10 protein-coding genes are annotated in these 22,282 nt (G+C 63.5%); 5 read left to right on the top strand and 5 right to left on the bottom strand.

The window, feature by feature from the left end:
* Positions 1–39 precede the first annotated feature (39 nt).
* The 4 genes from PSH81_RS05560 (at position 40) to PSH81_RS05575 (ending at position 8,922) form a co-directional block, all read left to right on the top strand.
* Positions 40–1,557, top strand: coding sequence for a serine hydrolase (locus PSH81_RS05560; protein ID WP_305392133.1), 1,518 nt, complete (start codon positions 40–42; stop codon positions 1,555–1,557).
* On the top strand, positions 1,554–2,879 hold the full coding sequence (locus tag PSH81_RS05565; protein WP_192297377.1) for an aminotransferase class III-fold pyridoxal phosphate-dependent enzyme: 1,326 nt from the start codon (positions 1,554–1,556) through the stop codon (positions 2,877–2,879). Before PSH81_RS05560 ends, PSH81_RS05565 begins: the two co-directional genes overlap by 4 nt.
* Before the next feature lie 14 nt (positions 2,880–2,893).
* Positions 2,894–4,312 (top strand): aldehyde dehydrogenase family protein, encoded by a 1,419-nt coding sequence (locus PSH81_RS05570; protein WP_305392134.1) that lies wholly within the window; start codon positions 2,894–2,896, stop codon positions 4,310–4,312.
* A 98-nt stretch (positions 4,313–4,410) separates the two neighbouring features.
* Positions 4,411–8,922, top strand: coding sequence for a hypothetical protein (locus tag PSH81_RS05575; RefSeq protein WP_305392135.1), 4,512 nt, complete (start codon positions 4,411–4,413; stop codon positions 8,920–8,922).
* Here the strand turns inward: PSH81_RS05575 and PSH81_RS05580 are convergent.
* A complete protein-coding gene (locus PSH81_RS05580; protein ID WP_305392136.1) occupies positions 8,884–11,997 on the bottom strand; it encodes a transglycosylase domain-containing protein in 3,114 nt (1,037 codons plus the stop codon). The two genes, PSH81_RS05575 and PSH81_RS05580, sit on opposite strands and share 39 nt — an antisense overlap.
* A 290-nt stretch (positions 11,998–12,287) precedes the next feature.
* On the opposite strand from PSH81_RS05580, the gene PSH81_RS05585 reads away from it, so the two are divergent.
* Entirely contained in the window at positions 12,288–13,706 is a 1,419-nt protein-coding gene (locus PSH81_RS05585) for an amino acid permease (RefSeq protein ID WP_226455972.1), read from the top strand.
* A 3-nt stretch (positions 13,707–13,709) separates the two neighbouring features.
* Here the strand turns inward: PSH81_RS05585 and PSH81_RS05590 are convergent, their stop codons facing one another.
* From PSH81_RS05590 to PSH81_RS05605, 4 genes are all read right to left on the bottom strand, one after another.
* Positions 13,710–20,216 (bottom strand): NEL-type E3 ubiquitin ligase domain-containing protein, encoded by a 6,507-nt coding sequence (locus PSH81_RS05590; RefSeq protein ID WP_305392137.1) that lies wholly within the window; start codon positions 20,214–20,216, stop codon positions 13,710–13,712.
* Positions 20,217–20,281: 65 nt separating this feature from the next.
* The gene (locus PSH81_RS05595) at positions 20,282–21,406 is read right to left on the bottom strand and encodes an OpgC family protein (RefSeq protein WP_305392138.1); all 1,125 of its coding nucleotides are present in this window, start codon (positions 21,404–21,406) and stop codon (positions 20,282–20,284) included.
* Positions 21,407–21,632: 226 nt separating this feature from the next.
* A complete protein-coding gene (locus tag PSH81_RS05600; RefSeq protein WP_226455969.1) occupies positions 21,633–21,929 on the bottom strand; it encodes a cupin domain-containing protein in 297 nt (98 codons plus the stop codon).
* Between the two features lie 62 nt (positions 21,930–21,991).
* Positions 21,992–22,276: a putative quinol monooxygenase gene (locus tag PSH81_RS05605; RefSeq protein ID WP_192297362.1), complete on the bottom strand. Its 285-nt coding sequence runs from the start codon at positions 22,274–22,276 to the stop codon at positions 21,992–21,994.
* Positions 22,277–22,282: the final 6 nt, after the last annotated feature.

Here is a 22,282-nt window from a genome sequence, read left to right on the forward strand (position 1 = left end):
GTTGCACGCACAAGCAGTGGAAATGAGGGGATAGATCAGATGACGAGTTTGCCGTTGCGGCGGGCATCGCCCAGTCAACAACGCGTATCGGCGCGTGGCGTAAGTGATTTCATCGAAGCGGTGAACGCTGCGGACCTGGAGTTGCACAGCTTTATGCTGTACCGCGATGGCGCGGTGGTAGCTGAAGCGTTTTGGGCGCCTTATTGCGCCGCACGCCTGCACGTCCAGCATTCGGCGACCAAAAGCTGGGTGTCCATGGCCGTCGGGCTGCTGGTGGATGACGGCGCGCTGTCGTTGGATGCCAAGGTGGTGGATTTTTTTGCCGCCGATTGCCCGGCATCCATCAGCGCCAACCTGGCGGCCATGACCGTGCGGGATTTGCTGACAATGCGCACCGGCCATCGCCAGGGCATCTCGGGTGGCGCCTGGCGTGGGCGCAGTGACAGTTGGGTGCGGTTGTTCCTCAACGAGCCGGTCGAAGACCCGCCAGGGCACCGGTTTATCTATAGCAGTGCGTCGAGCTTCATGCTCTCGGCGATTGTCAGCGTGGTCAGTGGTCAGACGGCGTTCGAGCTGTGCAACGCACGTATTTTCCAACCCATGGGCATGGGCCCCATCGAGTGGGACCTGGCACCTGACGGTTTCAACACCGGTGGCAATGGCCTCAGTTGCCGCACCGAAGACTTGCTCAAGTTCGGCGTATTGCACTTGCAACACGGCCATTGGCAGGGGCAGCAATTGTTGTCCCGGGAATGGGTGGCCCAAGCGACCCGTGGGCACGTCGATGATGTATGGATGGGCGCCTTCGATGGCAAGCGCTACCTGAGCCGCGACGAGTCCAGCGACGCCTCTGTCACGCGCCGCGAAGGCTACGGCTTCCAGTGGTGGATGACCCTGCACGGTGGGTATTACGCCTCCGGCGTGTTTGGCCAGCAGTGCATTGTGTTACCTCGCCATAACACTGTGATTGCGTTTACCGCGGGGCTTGCCCTGGGCGAGCGGCGCTTGCACAGCTTGCTCTGGGAGCATCTTTTGCCCGCGCTGGACGTACCCAGCGAAGGCTCGTTGGATGCCGGGCTGGCGGCGCTGCTGGCGCGTCAACAGCGGCCGATCATGTCTGGCGCCGCGAGCTCGCCGCGCCAGGCTCAATTCAGCGGTACGTTTGTCATGCAGGCCAACGAAGACCAAGTCAGCCAAGTGCGCCTGGAGTTCGGGCCCGAGCATTGTGACTTTTACCTCACCGACCCCCGTGGCACCCATTGCATCCGTGCCGGGCTGAGCGCCGGCATCGAAACCCAGACCAGCATGACCGGCCACTATCTGCATCACCAATACCAGCCGCAACTCACCCCGGTGGTGGCGCAGGCGCGCTGGACCGAAGACGGGGTGTTGAGCATGACCTGGCAGTTTGTCGAGACGGCGTTTTGTGATCGGGTCACCTGCCGTCTCGAACACGGCACCTTGTACGTGGACCGCAGCGTCAACGTAAACGCAGGCCCATTGCAGCGCCCGACGCTGACCGGCCATCCAACCATCGCTTTGCAGGAGTCGCCATGACCGATCTTTCCAACCCTTCAGTTTCCGCGCGGGGCGCGTTCTGGGCGCCATTTACGCCGATGCGCCAGTTCCAGCAACAACCGATGATGTTCGCCAGCGCCGAGGGTATGCACTACACCACCACCGATGGGCGCCGCGTACTCGACGCAATGGCGGGGCTATGGTGCGTGAATGCCGGGCATGGCCAGCCGAAAATCGTCGAAGCCATTCGCGAAGCGGCGGGGCGCCTGGACTTTGTCTCGTCGTTCAAGATGAGCCACCCCCAGGCCCTGGAAATGGCCGAGCGCTTGATCGACGTCAGCCCCGCTGGTATGGAGCAGGTGTTCTTCACCAACTCCGGCTCTGAAGCGGTGGATACCGCGCTGAAGATCGCGCGGGCGTATCACCAGGCGCGTGGTGATTGCCGCCGTACCAAGTTTATCGGGCGTGCCAAGGGCTACCATGGCATGGGTTTCGGTGGGCTGTCGGTATCCGGTATCGGCCGCCAGAAACGTGACTTTGGCCCACTGCTGGGGGAGGTCTCGCACCTGCCATTGCCGTATGACGCGGGCATGCGTTTCAGCGTCGGGCAGCCGCAGCAGGGCGCCAGTTACGCTGATGCGCTGACACAACTGCTGGACATCCAGGACCCGAGCACCGTGGCCGCGGTGATTGTCGAGCCGGTGACCGGCTCCGGTGGGGTTTATCCGCCGCCCCAAGGCTACCTGCAACGCTTGCGCGAGATTTGCACACGGCACGGCGTGCTGTTGATTTTCGACGAGGTCATCACGGGCTTTGGTCGCGTCGGCGCTCCCTTTGCCGCGCAAGCCTTCGGCGTACTGCCGGACCTGATCACCACCGCCAAGGGCCTGACCAACGGCGCCGTGCCCATGGGCGGCGTGCTGGTCAGTGGAGCGGTGTATGAAGCGTTCATGGCCGGGCCGCAGAATGTCATCGAACTGATGCACGGCTACACCTATTCAGCCCATCCACTGGCGTGTGCGGCCGGGTTGGCCACCCTCGAGGTGCATCGTGAACTGGGCATCAACCAGCACGTCAGCGCGGTGAGTGGGCTGTGGCAGTCGACCGCACTCGCGCTGCAGGGCATCGGCCCGGTGCTGGACGTACGCGCGATCGGTTTGCTCTGCGCGGTCGAACTCGAGCCGCGCCCTGGTTTCCCCGGTGCGCGTGGCAGCGAGGTTGCGCAGTGGTGCTTCGACAACGGCGTGCTGGTACGCGGCTCGGGCGACACCATTGTGATTTCGCCGCCGCTGGTGATCAGCCCGCAGGAGATCGCCCAGGTGTTCGACACCCTGGCCAGTGCCCTGAAACACGTCGCCTGAAGGGAGTCCAAGGTATGTCGGATCTGTTTGAGTTCTACATTGACGGTGCCTGGGTCAAGCCTCACGGCACGGCCATTGAGCCCGTGGTAAATCCGTCCACCGAGCAGGTGGTTGCGCGCATCAGCCTTGGCGACAGCCACGATGTGGACCGCGCAGTCGGCGCGGCCAGGCAAGCGTTTGCCGGGTTCGCAGCAAGTTCGCTTGAGGCGCGTGTCGACCTGCTGCAACGCATTATCCAGGCCTACAAACTCCACAGCGAAGCGCTGGTCGAAGCGGTTCACCTGGAAATGGGCGCGCCGCTGTCCCTGGCCCGCAGTGCGCATGTGCCGGCAGGCCTGGGCCATCTGGTGCAGGCGCTGGAAGTGCTACGCGATTATCGCTTCGAACGCCGCGTGGGCCAGACGCTAGTGGTGCGTGAGCCTATCGGCGTGTGCGCCCTGATCACCCCCTGGAACTGGCCACTCAATCAACTCACCTGCAAGCTCGCACCCGCCCTGGCGGTGGGCTGCACCGTCGTACTCAAGCCAAGTGAGTGTGCGCCGTTGTCGGCCCATATCGTCGCGCAAATCCTGCATGAGGCCGGGGTGCCGAAGGGGGTGTTCAACCTGGTCAACGGTAGTGGGCCGGTGGTTGGCGCTGCGCTGGCCAGCCATGCCGAGGTGGATATGGTGTCGTTTACCGGCTCGACCCGCGCCGGCATCGCAGTGGCCAAGGCGGCGGCCGATACAGTCAAGCGTGTGTCCCAGGAGCTGGGCGGCAAATCCGCGAATATTCTGCTCGACGACGCCTATCTGCCTAGCGCGGTGCGTCACGGGTTACAGGCGTGCATCCGTAACAGTGGCCAGTCGTGCAATGCGCCGACGCGCCTGCTAGTACCGCGCGCGCAGCAACAGGCCGTGATTGATATCGTCCAGGAAGTGCTGGCGCAGGTGTGTTTCGACGACAGCCAGCCGACCTGCGCCATCGGCCCTGTGGCGAACGCCCTGCAGTTTGAGCGGGTTCAGGCCATGATCGTTCAGGCCATCGCCGAGGGTTCGCGATTGATCGCCGGAGGGCTGGGACGACCACGGGGGATTGAGCGCGGGTACTACGTGCAACCTACGGTATTTGCCGACGTCACCCCGGACATGCTCGTGGCGCGTGAAGAAATCTTCGGCCCGGTCCTGGCGATCATGCCGTACGACAGCGAAGCCGAGGCGATAGCCATCGCGAACGACAGCCCTTATGGCTTGTCAGGTTACGTCACTTCGACCAGCCTCGAACGCAGCCGCAGGGTTGCGCGGCAACTGCGCACCGGCATGGTCCATCTCAATGGTGCCCGGGCCGACCAGGCCGCGCCGTTTGGCGGCTACAAGCAGTCGGGTAATGGCCGGGAATGGGGTGAGTGGGGGTTTGAAGAATACCTGGAGAGCAAGTCGTTGTTTGGGTATTAACGGCTTGAGCGACAGGCGACGGGGCGGTATTTGTGTAGTGCGAGTCGCAGTGCGCGCGCGAGTAGGGTCTGGCGTTTACCCTCGATAGAGAAACCCCGATGACTCTCACTTCGACACCCCCGGCGGCCATGCGCCAGGTGCATATCGAACAGGTGCTGAACCTGTTCGACGACCCTCCCTCGTTGACAACCGTCGCCGCAGACTGTGCCCAGGCCTACCTGGACCAGTACTGTGCGGGACGCAATTATTCTGCGCGTTTGATTTACCTGGCCACACCCGACGGCCCGTATCGTTCCTTGCCCGACTTGGTGATGGCGCGTCTGGCAGCCGCGCGGCCCACGTTGTTGGCCGAGGGCTACCAGCATGTGGTGCAGCGAGTCCGGGAAACCTATGCGCCGGGCGGCCCAAGCCTGGCGGAGCTGGAAGGCCTGATCAACCGCTGCGGGGCGCGCCTGCTGGGGTTTTTTTCACGGCGTCTGCAAGCGTGGTGGAACGAGCCGCTGCCGTTGCACATGACGCGTTGGGGCCACCTGGCCGATGAGTTGCTGGCGTTGCTCTACGACTCGCCCCCGCCGCCGGGCATGAGCGCGGAGTGCTTCGCCCGGGTCTTTCCCAGGTCGGCGTTGCATGGCCGCCGTCCCAATCGGGAGTGGTCGGCCCATGGCCCGGCACTGAGGGTACAAACGCTGCACCTGCGCCGCGGGGCGTCGGTGCAGATGCTGGCGCTGCTCCTGCTGCAAACTGCCACGCAGACGTTCTTGTTCAGCCCGGCCTGCGGTGTGCAGCGCCTGGACACTCCGGACAGCCTGCCAGCGCTGTTGCCGGCCTACGCCAGCCCGTTGCTTGCAGGCGCGGGCGGGCAATGGTTCGCCGTCGAGGTGCAGGGCGATCCCTTCGACGCGCTGGCGGCCAGTTACCTGGCGTTGCAGTTGCAAGAGATTGCGTTGCTTGACCCGCGGGTGCCGCGCTCCGTCGAGGATTATCAGGCGCTACTGGGCATGATCACCGACAGCCGCCGCTGGTTTGTAGCGGCCCTCAGTCCGCGTCAGCAGACGTTGCGCGAGCAACTGCCGTTATGGCTGGTCCATGCCACGCCCGATCAGTGCATCGCCTACGCGCAATTGCTGCAAGCATTGGTGCTCGCCCGCCAGCACAGCGGTGCGCGGCATTTTCTCGACGGTATCCCCTCGTTGCAGGGCTATGCCAACGAGCGCTTGCAAGCCTGTTTGCGAAAGGACGCACGCGCCACGGCGCTGAGCCCCGCCGATATTCGCTTGACCTTTGAGCGGGTGATTGCCGCCGCAGTGCCGGTGCCGGGAGGTTTTATCGCCGGGCAGGTGGAGCGCTTCCACGTCAGCCTGACGGAGTGGGCCCTCGAGAACCTGGTGGGCTTTGCCCACACCGTCAAAGCGATTCGCCTCAAGGGCGAGCCTGCGCCCGCCTGGTTGAGCTATGAGCTGCTCCAGCGTTGCGTGACCGAGGCCGACATCGGACAGCGGTATCCGGCATTGCTCAAACAGCAATTGATTGGTAACCCCAATCGACGTCAATTGTTCAGCGTGCAATTGCGCGTGCAGCTGCCGATGCAGGCCCTGGAATGGCAAATCAAGGGTGAGCATGGGCTGACCCAGGCAGGTTTTCGCCGCTTGCGGGCTGCGCTGCAACCCAGTGCGACGTCCGACGCATTCTGGCCCTTGGCGTTCAAGGCCGTCGCTGGGGCGACGGCGGATGAAGTGGCCAATATGTTCATCATTGGCCCTCGGCAAGGCGAGGCCGGCCCCCACTTGCTCTATCGGCCTTTGTTCGAGCCGCCGCTACAGGAGTTCCCATCGCTGAATGCCTTGTTCGAGGCGATCCGGCAACCCGGTGCGCTGCAAGACAGCGTGCTGACCTGGCTGGCGCCCCAGCGTCAGGCGGTCTACGCCAATGGTGGGTTTGACGAGCCGCGCACTCAGCATTTTCTGCAGGGCGATGAGTTCACGCGTTATGAACAACCGGCACCGGCACAGCTGAGCAAGTCAGTGCTTGTCGGCGACCCCACTGATCACCTGTTCACGGCCATGGCTCAAGCCTTGGCAAGCCTGGCTGAGCGTCAGACGGTGTCGAACGCCGAACAGCGCTGGGCCAGCCTCAAGCAGGTCGGCTGGTTGTTGTTCGGCACCCTGCAACCCCTGCTCACCGGGCCGCTGATGCTGGTGGGGTGGCTGGTGCAGTTGGTCGACAGCGCCCGGCAGGACATCGTCGCCTTGCAGGGCACCGACGAGCAGGCCAAAAATGCCGCACTGATCGATCTGCTGGCCAACCTGATGGTGGTCGTGGCGCACCAGGCCACACCCCATGACGCGCGGCGCCACCTGGAGGTAGAGCACCCGGTATTTGCGCCGTTGGCCCTTGCGGAACCGACGCCCCTGCCGCCTGTACGGATCGCGCCCCCTGCGCAGTTCCTCGCGCCGTCGGGCTGGGCCAATGCCCGCGACACCCTCACGCCAGAGATGTGGGCACGCCTGCAACGGTTCAGCCTGCACAGCTTTCCAGCGCCCTGGCCCGTGGCCTTGGAAGGCGCTGAAACCAGCGGGCCCTGGCAAGGACTGGTGCGCGACACACACCGCACCCCACCGCGTTGGCATGCACTGGTGCAAGGGCATAAATTCCGCGTGCGCATGGAACATGGACGCGTGCGGGTGATCAGTGCGGATGGCATGCACCGGGGGCCGTGGCTCAAAGCCGTGGGGCAAGGGCGCTGGGAGGTTGACCTGCAATTGCGCCTGCTCGGTGGCGCCGGAGATGGCGCTATCGAGCCTGTCGACAACCGCCAGGTTCTTGAAAACCAATACCGTCAGGCCACACAGAAACGCGCTCGCGCCCAGGGCGCCATGGAACTCGCCCGCACGTTGGCCAACAAGCCCGCCGATGAAGTCACCGAGCAACAGCGCACTCAGGCCCAGGCCCGCTACTTCAAGGCCTTGGAAGAAAAACTGGAGCTTTGCCAGGACGAGTTGCAACTGCTCAGGCGCTTGCGCGACCACGGGCCGCGGCCGCGCTACGAAGAGGAACTGAGCCAGATACTGGAGTCGATCATTCTGACGATACAGTTGTTGGATGCCGACAGCCGCACACGCATGCATCTGCGCAACCTGCAATTGCGACCATTGCTGGAGGCCGGCGACGAACAGACCCATGCCGAACTGAACCAGGGCCTGCGTGAGCTGGCAGTCATCCACGACAAGGTGATTCGTTGGCGCATCCTGGAACAGCGCTACCTCGACGAGCTTCGCCAAGTGCCCCGACTCGGCCGCGACAAGGCCCGGGCGCTGGCAGCATTGATGCCGGTGCGCCCGTCGGTCCTCGACCTGCAGTCCTTGCAGCTCACCACGTTATGGGGCCTGGCCATCGACGTGCCGGGCCTGCCCTTCGAAGATGATCTTTTCGAGAACATGAGCACCACAGTCGACCGTGCCCGCTGGGCCAGCCGCTCCCTAGCCGAGTTGTCGCAGGTGCACAGCAGCGAGGCTGAACGCGTTGAATTGCTCGACAGCATCGACCATGTGTTTGCGCAGACCGATGATCGCATTGAATTCTGGCGTGCCATGGAGCCGGACAGGTTCAACCTCGCGTACCTGCAGCAGCTTCAAGAGTTGTTGGCCACCCTGCACCGTAACGTGGAACAACAACTGGCGGGGTTGCTGCAGCCGCAGGCGCAAGAGGTGTTCAAAGCCCCATCTGAAACCTCGGGCAAACGGCGCAACAAGATCATCCGCACCCGCAATCACGACCTGTATGTAGCGCGTATGAGCCCAGAACCCACAGGCGTAGATACCGCTCAGATGCTGGATGCGGCCGGCAGCGTCATCGGTTCATTCACCGAGGCCGAGGACGGCGTCTGGGACCTGGAAAACGTCACACCACCCGCGCGGCCCGATCCCGAACTCAATAGCCTGTTGAAAAAGGCCAACCTGTTGCTGGGAGAAACCGATAAAGCCATCGCTCATGTTGAAGCGATGGTCGACAAGGCCAATGACGCGGCATCCCTGCAAGAACTACTGGACGCTCAGGCCCGCAGCCGTTCATGGGCGGCCGAGGCCATTGGCCGAAAACTGCGCGGCCTGGACAACGCGCGGCTGGCGGCGGTGCAGCAGGCCAATGCGCGGACGGCCGAGGCGAGCTTGCGGGCAGCGGTGGCAAAGCTTGAAGCGGCAGGGCTGAGCGCACGCTTGCGCGCCACGCGCAATAAAACGCTGACCCAAACCGACGTGGCTTTTTTGCATAGCCACAACGAAGTGCGCGTTCATCGCCAAGGCGCCCGGGTAAAGCTCAAGGGCGATGATTTTTTGCAGGTGTATGCCGTGAATGATGTCCACACCGGCAAGCCGTTGTGCTTCGCGCACTTTCACTACGGGCGCAGTGAAGGCCCGGATGATCACTTCACCGCTGCTCACCTCAAGAGTCCGGAACAGGAACGCCTGGGCCGCCAGGCACAGGCCGCAGTCGAAGCCGAGGCCTTCGCGCGCATGCGCACCGGGCAGACCGGGCGAGTGCAGCAAACCCTCGAGATCCGGCGTGCGCAGATCGGGCTAGCCTTGGCTCGCCAGCTGTTTTTCAGCGTCGACTGAGGGCACGCACTGGGTATGGCCGTCAGGTTGCAGATACGGCAACAGGATCGGCGCCATGCCCTTGAGTACCTGCACCGGCAACGCCGACGTGAAGGTGAAGTGCTCGGCGGACTGGCCGGGCACAAACGCGGTCAGCGTGCCGAAGTGGTGCTCGCCCAGGTAGAACACAAAGGTCGCGGTGCGGTTGATGGATTTGGAACTGAGGATGCGCCCACCGGCACCAATCGCCTCGATACGGTTGTCGCCGGTGCCGGTCTTGCCGCCCATGGCCAGCGGCGTGCCGTCGGCCAGCTTGAAACTGCCGGCGACACGCTTGGCGGTGCCGGCGTCCACCACCTGGGACAAGGCGCCGCGCAACGCCCTGGCCACTTCCACCGGGATCACCTGCCTGCCGGGCGCCGGGTCGTTGACCACCTGGGTTTCGTACGGTGTCCCGGCGGCGAAGTGCAGGGTGTCGATGCGTAGCACTCTGGGGCGCACGCCGTCATTGAGGATGATGCCCATCAGTTCCGCCAACGCCGCCGGGCGGTCGCCGGAGCTGCCGATGGCGGTGGCCAGCGACGGCACCAGGTGGTCGAAGGGATACCCCACGGCTTTCCAGCGCTGATGAATATCCAGGAACGCCTCGATCTCCAGCATGGTGCGGATGCGGCTATCCCGCGCGCTTTGGTGGCGGCTCTTGAACAGCCAACTGTAGACCTCCTGGCGTTCGAACTGGCTGGCCTTGACGGCGTCGCTGAAGGTCGCGTCGGGATGGTTGAGCAGGTAGCCCAGCAGCCACAGGTCCAGCGGATGGACCTTGGCGATATAGCCTTGGTCGGGCAGGTCGTAGGCGCCGGGGCCGTAGTCTTGGTAGAGCTTTTCCAGGCGTTCGTCGGTGAGTTTGAGCGGGCTCTGGACGCCCGACATATGTGAGCGCACGAACAGGTTGAAGCTCTCCTGGCTGGCGTTGGGCAGCAGGTAGCGATGCACGGCAGCCAGGCGGATCGGCGTGGGGTGCAGGCTGTCGAGGAAGGTGTCGAGGCGCGCCTGGGTGTCCTTCTTCTGATACTTCTTCCAGAACTTGAGCAGGAAGGTGGTGCCTTCGCGGTCGGCGAAACCGGCGAGGTATTCCTGGCGGCGCGGGTCGTTGTCGTCCTTGAGCAACTCGGCGCTGTTGTTCTCGCCGGAATAGGTGACGTAGCGCACCACATCGCGCATCAGGCGAATGAACGGCAGGTTGATCGACTCGCGCAGGGCGTCGCGCAGGGTCGGGGTGCGGCCGTTGTCCTGGCTGCGGAAGTTATGGAAGGTGTGCAGGCCGCCGCCGGTGAAGAAGCGCTCGCCGGGGTTGGCCGAGTAGGTGCGGTCGAGGGCGGCGTCGAGCATCCGGGCGAGGGATTTGTCCGGCGCCTGGATCAGGTAGTCGACGGCCCAGCGGCTCAGGCGGTCCTGTTCATCCACATTGGCTTTTTTCAGCTCGGCCGGGGCCTGGGCCGCGTATTTGGCGTGCAACTCGCTGATGATTTGCAGGTAGGTGGTGAGCACCCGCAGCTTGGCGGTGGAACCCAGCTCCAGCTTGCTGCCTTCGTTGATGTCGAAGGGTTGGTCGGTGTTGTCGGTTTGTACGCGCACCCGCGAGCCGTCCGGGGTCAGTTCGAACAGGGTGAAGCTGTAGCGCACCTGGGCGGTGCTGGTGGCGGTCAGCAAGCGCTCGCCGAGCAGACCGATCTGGCGTGCGAACTCGGGGTCGGCGAGGTGCTTGAGGTAGCCGCTGACCTGGCCCTGCAATTGCGCTTGCAGGGTGCTGGTGGCCGAGAGGTCCAGGCGGTCCAGGTCGTACAGCGGCCGGTCGAGCAGGGCGGCGAGGCGGCTGCGCGCCACGCTGATGCCCTTGTCTGTTTCGATCGGTTGTACCGTGGGTTGTTGCACCCAGTCGCGGTAGCTGACCTTGCTTGCCAGTGCCGCTTTGAGCAGCGCGGGTTCGATCACGCCGCTCTGGGCCAGCAGGCGCAGGTGGCTATCGGTGAGTTGCGCCAGTTCGTCACGGCCCTTGGTCAAGTAATGAGATGGCCGACGCTGGGCGATGATCAATGACAGCACCTCGCGCAGCGCCAGGCCTTGCTCGGCATTCACCGGGCCCCACAGCGCCTGGTTGACCTGGTTGAAGTCGGCGCCGTACCACACCCGCAAACCCTCGGCCATGCCGTGCACTTCACCGTGTCCCGGCACCGCCGACAGCGGCACGCTGTTGAGGTAGTCGCGCAGGATGTTCTGCCGCGCCGCCAGGGTCTCGGGCCCATCGTGGTAGGCGCGTACGGCGGCGGAAAACATCTGCCGCAGTTTTTCGCCGCCGGACACCGTCAGGCCATCCGGCGAGTGGCGGTATTTTTCCAGTTGGGTCGCCAATGTACTGCCGCCGGCACTTTGGCCCGGCAGGTGCAGCAGCTTGGCGACTTGCGACCACGCGGCCTTGGCGAAACGCGGCCAGTCCACGGCGGGGTTGGCCAGGGGTTGGGCGGGGTCGAGCAGGTCACGGTTTTCGATAAACAGCAGGCTGTTGGTCACCAGCGGTGGGATCGCGGCAAAGCTGGCGTAGAGCTGTTGCGGGTAGTTGTAGGTGTACAGCGGCGCGCCGCGACAGTCGGTGATCGACAGCCCTGCCTGGATTTTTTCCGCGTAGGGCACGAACAGGCCCTTGGCGCTGTAGTCCATCAACGCCGGGGAAAAACGCGACTGCGCCTGGATCACGTAGCCGCGCTTGAGCAGGCGCGGCAGGAAGGTGTCGAGGTCGCTGTAGCCCAGGCGCCGGTCGAATGGCCCGGCACCCGGGTAGTCGATGGCATCGCTGGCGCCGGGCTCGACCTGATAGGTGAGGTTGCGCGCCAGGCGGCTGAGTTCCTGGGCTTGCAGGCGCGAGGTACGCATCTCCTTGGTGGCGGCCACGCCCAGGGCAATCAAGCCCATCAGTACGATCAGCCAGAACAAACGCCAAGCGTAGCGCGGCCTGGGTCTGGTTTTTGATGAAGGCGCTGGGTCCGAACTGCCGTGTACTTTCGCAGCCTTGGTCGAGTCGGTTTGCCACAGTGCGCCCATAGTCGATTGATCCTGCACGCAGATTGATCGGACTTGCTGGAAGCTTAGTCGCTGGGGGCTTGTTGTGAGGGAATTGTGCTTTGTTTGTCGGAAGTTTCTGTGCGAGCGCTGCGACGTTTGGTCGCTGCGGGTAGGTTATATGCTCCTGTAAAGTTACATTTTTGCGGGTTCTTTAACTAAATTGAGCGGTTTTTATAGTGAAAGACCCTAACCCTGGCTTTTTATACTGCACGCCCCGCTGCGATCGCTCCACGGCGGGCACTCCAATAACAAGATGAGGTTGTACCCCTATGCCCGTCGGCAACCCACTGCCCCATGGCGAGACCGCTCAAGGCGGCCCGCTCAAACGCGAACTCGGTGAACGACACATTCGCCTGATGGCCCTCGGTGCCTGCATCGGCGTCGGCCTGTTCCTAGGCTCGGCCAAGGCCATTGAAATGGCCGGCCCGGCGATCATGCTGTCGTACATCATCGGCGGCCTGGCGATCCTGGTGATCATGCGCGCCCTCGGCGAGATGGCCGTGCACAACCCCGTCGCCGGCTCGTTCAGCCGTTACGCGCAAGATTATCTCGGTCCGCTGGCGGGCTTTCTCACAGGTTGGAACTACTGGTTCCTGTGGCTGGTGACGTGCGTTGCCGAGATCACCGCCGTGGCGGTGTACATGGGTGTGTGGTTCCCTGACACGCCACGCTGGATCTGGGCCCTGGCCGCCTTGATCAGCATGGGCACGATCAACCTGATCGCCGTGAAGGCGTTCGGTGAATTCGAGTTCTGGTTCGCCCTGATCAAGATCGTCACGATCATCGCCATGGTGATCGGCGGTGTTGGCATCATCGCCTTCGGCTTTGGCAACGACGGCGTGGCGCTGGGCATTTCCAACCTGTGGGCCCACGGCGGCTTCATGCCCAACGGCGTGCAGGGCGTGCTGATGTCCCTGCAAATGGTGATGTTCGCCTACCTGGGCGTAGAGATGATCGGCCTCACCGCCGGCGAAGCCCGCAACCCGCAGAAGACGATTCCCAGCGCCATCGGCTCGGTGTTCTGGCGCATCCTGCTGTTCTACGTCGGTGCATTGTTCGTGATCCTGTCGATCTACCCGTGGAATGAAATCGGTACCCAGGGCAGCCCGTTCGTGATGACGTTCGAGCGGTTGGGCATCAAGACCGCGGCGGGCATCATCAACTTTGTGGTGATCACCGCCGCGCTGTCCTCCTGCAACGGCGGCATCTTCAGTACCGGGCGCATGCTCTACAGCCTGGCGCAGAACGGCCAGGCACCGGCCACGTTCGGCACGACTTCCAGCAACGGTGTGCCGCGCAAGGCCTTGCTGTTGTCGATCTTTGCCTTGCTGCTGGGCGTGTTGCTCAACTACCTGGTGCCGGACCAGGTGTTCGTGTGGGTGACCTCCATCGCCACCTTCGGCGCGATCTGGACCTGGCTGATGATCCTGCTGGCCCAGCTCAAGTTCCGCAAAGGCCTGAGCCCGGCCGAGCAGGCAGGGCTCAAGTACCGCATGTGGCTGTACCCGGTCAGTTCGTACCTGGCCCTGGCTTTCCTGGTACTGGTGGTGGGCCTGATGGCGTACTTCCCGGATACCCGCGTGGCGCTGTACGTGGGGCCGGCGTTTCTGGTGTTGCTGACCGTGCTGTTCTACGTGTTCAAGTTGCAGCCGGTCGCCAACGTCCAAGCCGCCCCGCGCTCGGCGTAAGCTTCAGTGCGCCTTTTGTGCCAGTTGCGCCGCTTCGGTCAACTGGCGCACCAGGCGATTGCGCTCGGCAATTTCCAGCTCCACCAGGGATTGGCGTCGGTCCAGGTACGCGTCCGAACGCCGGTCGCTGATCTCCTGGTTCAGCGCATTGAGCTGGTGGCGCACCACATTGTCGATGGTCGAGAAGGGCTCCGGGTAGCTGCGGGCCAGGTACTCGATCCAGAAGTCCTCCATCAATAACGACTCCTGCGCCGCCTGGGTCCGACCGAGTGCCTCCAGGGTTTGCCGGGCCTGGATCACGTCGTCTTCGCTCACCCATTCTTCGACCGCGTAGAGCATCTCTTCACGTCTGATCGGCAGGTCGAACGCATCGCGCAACTTGAGCCGGTAGTAGAGCTTGATCTCGGCATCGTCCGGGTCCACCCCCGCTGCACGCAGGCGCTCGATATGCGCCTCGGCCAACTGGTCCACCCGACGCAGGTAGAACAGGCTCCTGGCCAGGCCCAGCAATTGGCGGTCGGCCTGCTCACTGCCGGCCTGGTTGCGTGCCTGGTGCACCAGGTGCTCAATTTCCATATTGATAAACGCCAGTATGGCGCCGTCGCCGCAGGTGCCGGCCACGTAGGTATTGAGAAATACCCGGTTGCGCAGGTCGGTGGATTGGCCCATGGCGTCGAGCAGGTTCCACACACGGCGGGTGAGTGCTTGCTGGGTGGCCTGGTTGCGCCGATAAGCATACGACTGCGTGAGGTCCCGCAGGACCCGGAAGGTGTCGTCCGGATTGGCATCTTCATGCTGGCGCAACTGTTGCCACAGGGTTTGACGTTGCGCGTGTTGGGCGCTGGGCACGCCGGTCAGCCATCGGTTGACGTCAATGGCCTGCGCCTGTTGATGCAGGACGCCCGGCAGCGCGCCGCCCAGCACGATGCCGGTTCGGTTGCGGTAGTTGCGTAGCCTGTCGAGCGTGGCATCGCTCAATGGATTGTCATGCAGGATGGTGTTGCGGTTGGTGGGGCCCATGCGCACATCTGAAAACACCGCGTCGGGAATAGTGGTGATGCGGTTTTCCTGAAGCAGCAGGCTACGCAGGCTGCTGCGGCTCTCGGCCCCGATGGGCCACTGGTCGATGTTGGTCTGGCGCAGAGACAGCACCCGCAGGCGGGTCATCCGGCTGACATCGGGCGTCAGGCCCAGGGGGTTGCCATCCAGGAACAGCCCGTCCAGGCGTGTGAGCCCGGCCAGGTGCTGGCGGGACTCAACCGTCAGTGCAATCATGTTGTCGCTCAGATCCAACTGTTGCAGTTGGGTCATCTGGGCGAGTGCGGGGGGAAGTTCACCGAGCAGGCAATCGAGTTTCAGGTGGGTAAGGCCGGTGAACTTGCTGAGGAATGCGTTCCCGATGGTGGGGAGCATGTCACCGTCGATCCTGAGGTATTCAATGTGTTCGAATGCGCGGTTGCTCAGGATGAAGGCCGGGTCGGGCAGGTCGTTGCCGTCCAGGCGCAACACCAGTTGGTGCGTGTCGAAAAGGCCTGATTCATTTTCATAGGCCGAGCGGGTTTCCCGGCGCCAGGCGCGCAATATTCGTTCGGCCAGGCTGCGGCGTAGGCCATAGTTCCAACCCAGCGGGTCGGTCTCGGGGTCGTCGATGGCCTGGGGCGTTTCGATCCAGCGGTTGAGCTCGAACTCCAGGGTCTGGTACTCGGCTTTGCGCCGCTCCAGCTCAATCAGCGCCGCCGGTTCGCTGATGCCCAGGCCGTCAATCAATTCGTTGGCCGCCGCCGTGCTGAAGCTGGGGTAGAGTTCCTTGACCTTGCTGACCAGGTCCACTGGCTGGCGGCCGCTGAAAGGCCAGAGGCTGCGCAGGGAAAACGGGTAGGCCAGGAATGTGCTGTGCACCGGCATCGGCGGTTGCAACCACGGCGGGATATGCGCCAGGCCCAGCAGCGATTTGATTGCCACGCGCTGGCCCAGGGCCAAGTCGGCGATGCGTTCGCGCAGCGGCGCTGTGTCACCGCTGTCGTCCAGGCCCAGGTTGCTGCGTTCGGTGTCGGTCAGCAGCGAGGCCACGCTATTGATCAGGCCACTGCTGTCGCTGGGGTCGTTGAGCAGTTGTCCCTCGCGGCCATAGGCCTGGTAGGTGCCATCGATCTTGACCAGCGTGCGGCGGTCGACAGCGCTGGCATGCCCGCCACTGCCTAGCAACGGGCCGGAGAGGCTGGCTTGGCGTACGTCCACGCGCAGGCTCAGGGGCCAGCCGGGCAAATCCTTGAGCACGTGCAGGATGATCCTGTCACTGTCGGGGTTGGCCAGGGTGTCCAGGAACAGGCCTTCGTACGCCCGGTTAAGGCGCATATCGTCGGCGGTGAGCCGCGCCTGTTCCGCCAGGCGCAGGCCGACCTGGTCCTGCTGTTGCAAGTGCTTGAGTTCCTTGGGCGTGGCTTGTTCAAGTATCGCGGTGATCGCGCTGGTAGGCAGGTGCGGGAAGTGGGCGTGCAGGCGCCGTTCGATCAGTGTCGTGGCATGCTCGCTCTGGGCGTAGAGGATGTCGAACAATTGCGCGCGTTCGCGCCACGCGTGGTCGGCGATGCGTTTGGACAGCTTGAACAGACGCTCCTCCTGGGTGGCGGGCAAGGTACCCAGCAGCGCACGGCTGACGTCATCGTTCAGCGCAATGTTATTCAGCGGTTCCAGACCACGGCTTTCGGCTTCGGTGAGGCGGATGGCCTTGGCTTCGGGTGAGCTTCTGGCCGGATAGCGACGGATTACCTGACCCTGCTCATCCACGATCTGCAGCGCATGGCTGGCGGGCCACGCCGGTAAGCTGGTGACCAGCAGCAATTGCAGGGACGGCCGCGCATTGCGGGTGGCCGAGTAGACGGTCATGGCATTGATGAACTGCAGGATTTCCCGCTCGATGCGAAACCGCTTGCTGGTGTCTTGCAGCAACGGTGGCGGCGGCAGGCCGGCGCTGTGCACTTCGCGCAAGGCCCGCGCTGGGGTGTCGGTGACGCGCATGATCCGCGCAGCGGTGGCCTGGTCGACATGAAAGTTGCTCGCCCCCAGGCGGTAGAACAGACGGTGGTCATCCCATGTCATCGGGTTTTCATTCGACAATCGCCAGGCGCCCCGGCGGTTGTGCTCCAGGCGGGGGGTATCGACCCCGACTTTTTCCGGATGCCTGAGCCGCCATTTGCGCAGGCGTTTGTCGAAAAAAATCGGGTACAGCGAGCCATAGAGCGGCAGCAGTTGCTGGCCGTTCCATTCGTAGATGCCTTCAGCGTCGGGCTTGAGGTCATGGGGCAGCACGACGCGTTGTTCGTATTGGCCCAGGGACTGATCCAGCAGGCTGACCTGGCCTCCAGGGCTGCGCTGGGCGCTCATGAGATCACCGAGGGTTTTGCGCAGGCCCTGGGCATCACTGGCGCTCTTCATCCCCAGTTGCAGGTGTTCACCCGGTTGCAGCACCGAGGCGACGGCCAGGTAGAAACTGTCGACCCCGGGTGTCACCGGAATCGGCCCGGCGTTGCGCATGTCGTAGGCCTCGTAGCGGCCCTGGCCGTAGTGCAACAGCTCGACAGTGGTGTCGTCGGGCCCGCTTGAAACGTAGCGATTGGACGGTGTGCCGCGGCTCATGTCGGTGACCACGAAGTGGCGCTCGAAGGTATTGAGCAACAGGCTCGCGGTGAACTCGCGGGCCCATTGGTCGGTGTCGGGGTTGAAGGCGCGGCGATGGTAGAGGCCGTCTATCACGGCGTCGATACGCAGGGCGGTGCGATGGTGTTCAAGGTGTTCCCGCACCGAGGCGGGCAGGCTTGCATCGTGCAGGAATTGCGCTTGCTCGCGGCTGCTCAAGGGCGTGATCAGCAGTAACTGTTGCAGGTTGGCCGAGGTCAGGGGTGGGTAGAGCCGGCGCAGTTTTTTCAGCACGGGGGTCACTTCCACCAAGGGCGGAGCGACCTTGATCGGCAAGAATTGCCGGGCGCTTTCATCGGCGGCCAACTCAGCGCGGGCATAGCCGTCATAGCGCGTCATGGCCTCGAAAAGCGTCATGCGGTGTGCCTGTGCCAGTTGGCTGATTTGCAGGCGCACCCGGGCAATGCGCTGGGCCAGCGTCAGGTGCGGGCTGCCTTCCTTGCCCAAGCGTGAATGGGCTGGTTGTTGGGTGAGGATCAGTTCGAACAGTTGCTCGCGGGTGGGCACGCTGGTCGCGGGGTCCGCCAGCAGGCCGTAGGTGCCATCATCGCGGCGCATCAGGTCGATGGTGTGGGAAAGCCCGTTGTCGTTGGCGGCATAGCTTTCGAGCAGGGTGCCTTGCCGGTCGTGCACGTTGATGCTGACGTCGGCAGGCCAGCCGGGCACCTGGGTCAACAGGCTCAATACGGCAGCGTCGGCGTGGGGCGGCATGTGGCCGCGAAGGTGGAAGTCCTTGATCAACTGCTCGATGATCTGGTCGGCCTGCAGGCGCCTTACGCCTTCGGTGAGGTTGATCGGTGCGGGCTGGCCACTCCATACACTATCGAGGGTTGCGCGGTCGGTGGCGGTGCTGCGCAGCATTGTTTCCATGTCGACCCGGGGTACGGCGGTGGAGCCGTTGGGCAGCATGCGCTCGGCCAGTTGGATGTCCGAGAGGGTATGGGCGTTGTGCAGGTCCAGGGTCCAGGCCTGTTGCGCGGGGTTGAACAGAATCGGTGGGGCAAACTGCCTGTCGTTTTCCTGCTTGAGCACGAAGCGCATCAGCTTGGCGTCGTAACTGACCTCCACCACACGGCGCTGGCCGTTTTGTTGCAGCCAGGCGTACTGCTTGCCGTGGACCGGGAAGACGCCTTGGGGGTTGGCGACCTGGCCGTCGAGCAGGTGCTGGTCGAGAATTGCGTAGGGGCCGATGTCCGGCTTCCAGAGCACATGCGTACCGTCGGCCTTGAGCATTTTTCGCGGGTTGCCCAGCCGGTGCAGCAAACTCTCGATACGCTGGCGATGCACGCGGCCGGCGGTGGTGATCAACAGGCCATTGATGGCCAGGTCGGCGGTGTCGGCCAGGGCCGACGCGAATTCATTGGCTTCCCCCCTCGCGGCTTCGTTGATCCCCACGATCATGCTGTAGGCCAGGCTGCCGAACACTGCCACCTGCATGACCCGGTTCAGGCCCGTTACACCGCCGGGCACGGGGGTGAGCAACAGTTCGAGGACTTCCTGGGCGATGGCGGCCGCGCCGTCAATCAAGGCCTGCAGGTCGCGTTCCGAGCGACGGGTGGCGAGGGTCGACAGGTTGGCTTGATAGCGTTGCACTTCGCGGTATGTGCAGGCCTGTACCAGGGTTTCTTCGCGGCCATGTTTGGGGTCTGGTGTAAAGCGCAGGCTATCGAGGGTGTGCGGTGGGAACAGACAGTGAAACGTGTCGTACAGGAACCCGGCGGTCGGGCTCAGGCCCACGGGGCGTGATGCCTCCTTGAGCAATCGCTTGAACCCGTGCATTTCGGTCATCGGCAGTTGCCGGGCGAACCAGCCCAGGTCGCCCTGGGCGTGGCTGTCCTTGAGCTGTTGCAGGAAGTCATCCGCCGCCTGACGGGTATCGGTGTGGTAGCGCAGGGCACCGCCGGGGCGGAACGGGAAATACGACAGCACCGCGCGACTGCCCACATGAATCACCAGCAGGGGCACCGGGACGGTTTGCCCTGACGGTACGAAGGGGACGGCGGGCAACACGGTGATGCCGGTGCTCATGCCCAGGGTGTCGAATTTCAATGCCGGGCCGCTACCGTCGATGGCGGCGCTCAGGCTGTCATAGTGCTCGCGGGTCACGCCGGTGATGGCGCGATTGCGATAGGCCTCCAGGGCTTCGAAACGCAGGCAGGCCTTGGCGCTGGCCTGCAGCGTGGCGTACAGATCGCCGCCGGGGCCCAGTGCCCGTTGCAGGCGCTGCGCCAACTGGCCGCCGAAGTCCAGTTCACGGGCAATCGTGATGAACTCGCTGACGCTCAGCTTCAGGCCTTCGGCGCCGCTGAGGTAGGACGCGTCGACAAAACTGTGCCCTGATGCCTGACGCTCAGCGGTGGCGAAGTCAAAATTGAGGCAGGCCGCATCCCACAGCGACAGCGTGGAGACGTGGGCGCGGTATTTCCATTCATCGTAGGCGCGGCGAAAGCGACGCTGGCGTGACAGCGGCTGGCTGGACCTGGGTTCCCACGGCAGCGGTGGTTGCAGCTCTTGCAGGTAGCGGGTGTGCAGGTGGATGGCTTGCGGGTCCAGGCCGCCTAGCCTGCTGCTCAGTTGGGCCAGCCCTTGGGTCTTGAAGGCCTGGATGATCGCGGTGTTTTCGCGGTCCACCGCTTTCAGGGCCTGGTGGGCTTCGCGTTGCAGCCTGACGTAGTCGCGCTGTTGCGCCAGCGTCAGGCTGCCCATCGTTCGCGCCAGGGTTTCGCGGATCAGCTCCAGAGCTTGTTGGCGAGCCCAGGATTCGCTGGATTGCAGGTTGCCCGACAAGCCGTTGAGCAGTTGGTGGGTAGGCATGGGCCATTTCCTTTCACGGGTTGAGTGGAAGGCAAATGGAAGCACCCACCTATGGGTGCCGGGCGCTAGCTATGTAGCGCGACTTTGCGTTGATCCAGGCGCTTGTTGAATTCCAACCACGCGGCCAGCCCCGCCATCAGCAACGCGCCGACGATGGCCGTGGCCAGTTGCACGGCCAGCGCATCGTTGGCCATGGCGTTGACCATGTCCGCCAAGGGCGCCAGCACCACCCCCAGGCAAAACACTTCCAGGGAGTAGCGGCCCATGCGGCAGACCTCGCCCGCCAGGCGGTTTTGCGTCCAGCCTGCGCCGGGCAGCAGCTTGGCCGTGACATAGGCCAACGCCAGGAAGTGCACCAGGCGCAGCGGCGACAGATCGGTCTTGCTGATGGGGTAGAGCAGGTCACTCAGGCGTGACGGCATCCACGCATCGTGCACCTCGGGCCAGCGCCACGACAGGGTGAGTATCCCCGCGAGCAATACGTAGAGCGCCGCGCTGACGAACAGCGGCTGACGCAACAGTGGGCGCGTCTCGACGGGTCTTGGTCGCTGGCTGTGTATCGCCGCCGCGCCACCGAGCACAAACAACAGTTGCCAGGTGACCGGGTTGAAGTACCACACGCCATCGGCAATCGCCCGTAGGTTCCAGCCCATCCACGGTGCCAGCAGGTAGATCGTCAGCGATACGGCGACCACCACGGAGGGCTTGCGCACCAGTATCGGCAACACCAGCGGCAGGCCGGCCAGCAGCACGATGTACAACGGCAACGGGTCCATCAGGTTGGGTTTGAAGCGCAGCAGCAGTTCATCGGTGAGGGCTTGTTGCGGGTGCGTGACGAAGTGCGTCAGGCCCATCTCCGAGACCAGGTCGCGGGTTTCCACATGGCTGTTGGCGAAAAACACGATGCCCATCAACAGGGCCAGCAGGAAGATATGCACCACATACAGCACCCACGCCCGGCGCAGGATCTTCAGGCAAGCCATCCAGTAGCCGTCGCGCTGCATGATCTTGCCGTAGGCGAGCACGGCGGCAAAACCGGCGAGGAATACAAACACTTCTGCGGCATCGCTGAAGCCGAAGTTGCGCAGGGTGATCTGGCCGAGAGGATTGTGGGGGACGTGATCCCAGAAAATGAAGATCAACGCCAGGCCCCGAAAGAAATCGATGCGCGGGTCGCGTCCGTTAGGCATGGCTACGGGCTCTTGAACAATAGGTTTAATAAGGACAGGTGGACGTGGGCAATGTCATGCGCCGCACGTCGGGCGGGCAGGTTGGCGGTATTTGTAAGCAATTGCAAAGGTCGGGTATTACTGAATGTCTCAATATTGCCGTACGTCGCGGGCTTGAGTACGCCGGTGGCGCCTGTTGATGGGGATCTTCAAACGCCGCCAGAGGTGATTGGACATAGGGACTGAGCTACAGGTCAATAATCACCAGCGTACCGTGGCTTCCTTCCAGTACCCCATGAGCGACATAGGCGTCCACCAGGTACATCTGGCCTGGCCCGACCTCGACTTCCTCGCCGGTAATCGCCAGTCGCAAGCAGCCATCGATCACCAGCAACCCTTCGTTGTAGTCGTGAGTCTCTTGCTCATACGCCTGCTGATCCATGCGCAAGACCTTGATCCGCGCCGGGCCGACCTGGCCCAGGCGCGTGGATTTCCAAGGGGCGGGCAGTTGTTCCGCGATGGCAGAAAAGTCCAGTAACGGCATGTGAATCTCCTTGTTTCAACGATGCCGTCGGTGGTCCGGTTCAGCAGGGGGCAGGTGTGGGTTTAAAACGCGTCCATCAACAACACTCGGCACGGCTTGGCCTGATACGCATTGATCTGTGGCACCAGCCGGGTGAAGTGTTCGGTCTGGCAATGGATGTCGAGCGCGGCCTGGTCAGGCCATTGCTCGATAAAGACAAAGTGCCCGGGGTCCTTTTGATCGATGAACAGATCGTAGGCGATGCACAGCGGTTCCTGACGGGTTTTTTCCACCAGTTCGGCGTACCACCCACGGACTGTTTCCACGTGTTCGGGTTTGATGAAATCTTCGGCGATGACTTTCAACACAATGTG

The sequence above is a fragment of the Pseudomonas sp. FP2335 genome (genome assembly GCF_030687535.1).
GTDB lineage: Bacteria > Pseudomonadota > Gammaproteobacteria > Pseudomonadales > Pseudomonadaceae > Aquipseudomonas.

Excerpts from the sequence above, each read along its gene's own strand:
- PSH81_RS05585 (WP_226455972.1), top strand. The coding sequence starts at position 12,288 with ATGCCCGTCGGCAACCCACTGCCCCATGGCGAGACCGCTCAAGGCGGC.
- PSH81_RS05575 (WP_305392135.1), top strand. The coding sequence starts at position 4,411 with ATGACTCTCACTTCGACACCCCCGGCGGCCATGCGCCAGGTGCATATC.
- PSH81_RS05570 (WP_305392134.1), top strand. The coding sequence starts at position 2,894 with ATGTCGGATCTGTTTGAGTTCTACATTGACGGTGCCTGGGTCAAGCCT.
- PSH81_RS05560 (WP_305392133.1), top strand. The coding sequence starts at position 40 with ATGACGAGTTTGCCGTTGCGGCGGGCATCGCCCAGTCAACAACGCGTA.
- PSH81_RS05580 (WP_305392136.1), bottom strand. The coding sequence starts at position 11,997 with ATGGGCGCACTGTGGCAAACCGACTCGACCAAGGCTGCGAAAGTACAC.
- PSH81_RS05590 (WP_305392137.1), bottom strand. The coding sequence starts at position 20,216 with ATGCCTACCCACCAACTGCTCAACGGCTTGTCGGGCAACCTGCAATCC.
- PSH81_RS05565 (WP_192297377.1), top strand. The coding sequence starts at position 1,554 with ATGACCGATCTTTCCAACCCTTCAGTTTCCGCGCGGGGCGCGTTCTGG.
- PSH81_RS05600 (WP_226455969.1), bottom strand. The coding sequence starts at position 21,929 with ATGCCGTTACTGGACTTTTCTGCCATCGCGGAACAACTGCCCGCCCCT.
- PSH81_RS05595 (WP_305392138.1), bottom strand. The coding sequence starts at position 21,406 with ATGCCTAACGGACGCGACCCGCGCATCGATTTCTTTCGGGGCCTGGCG.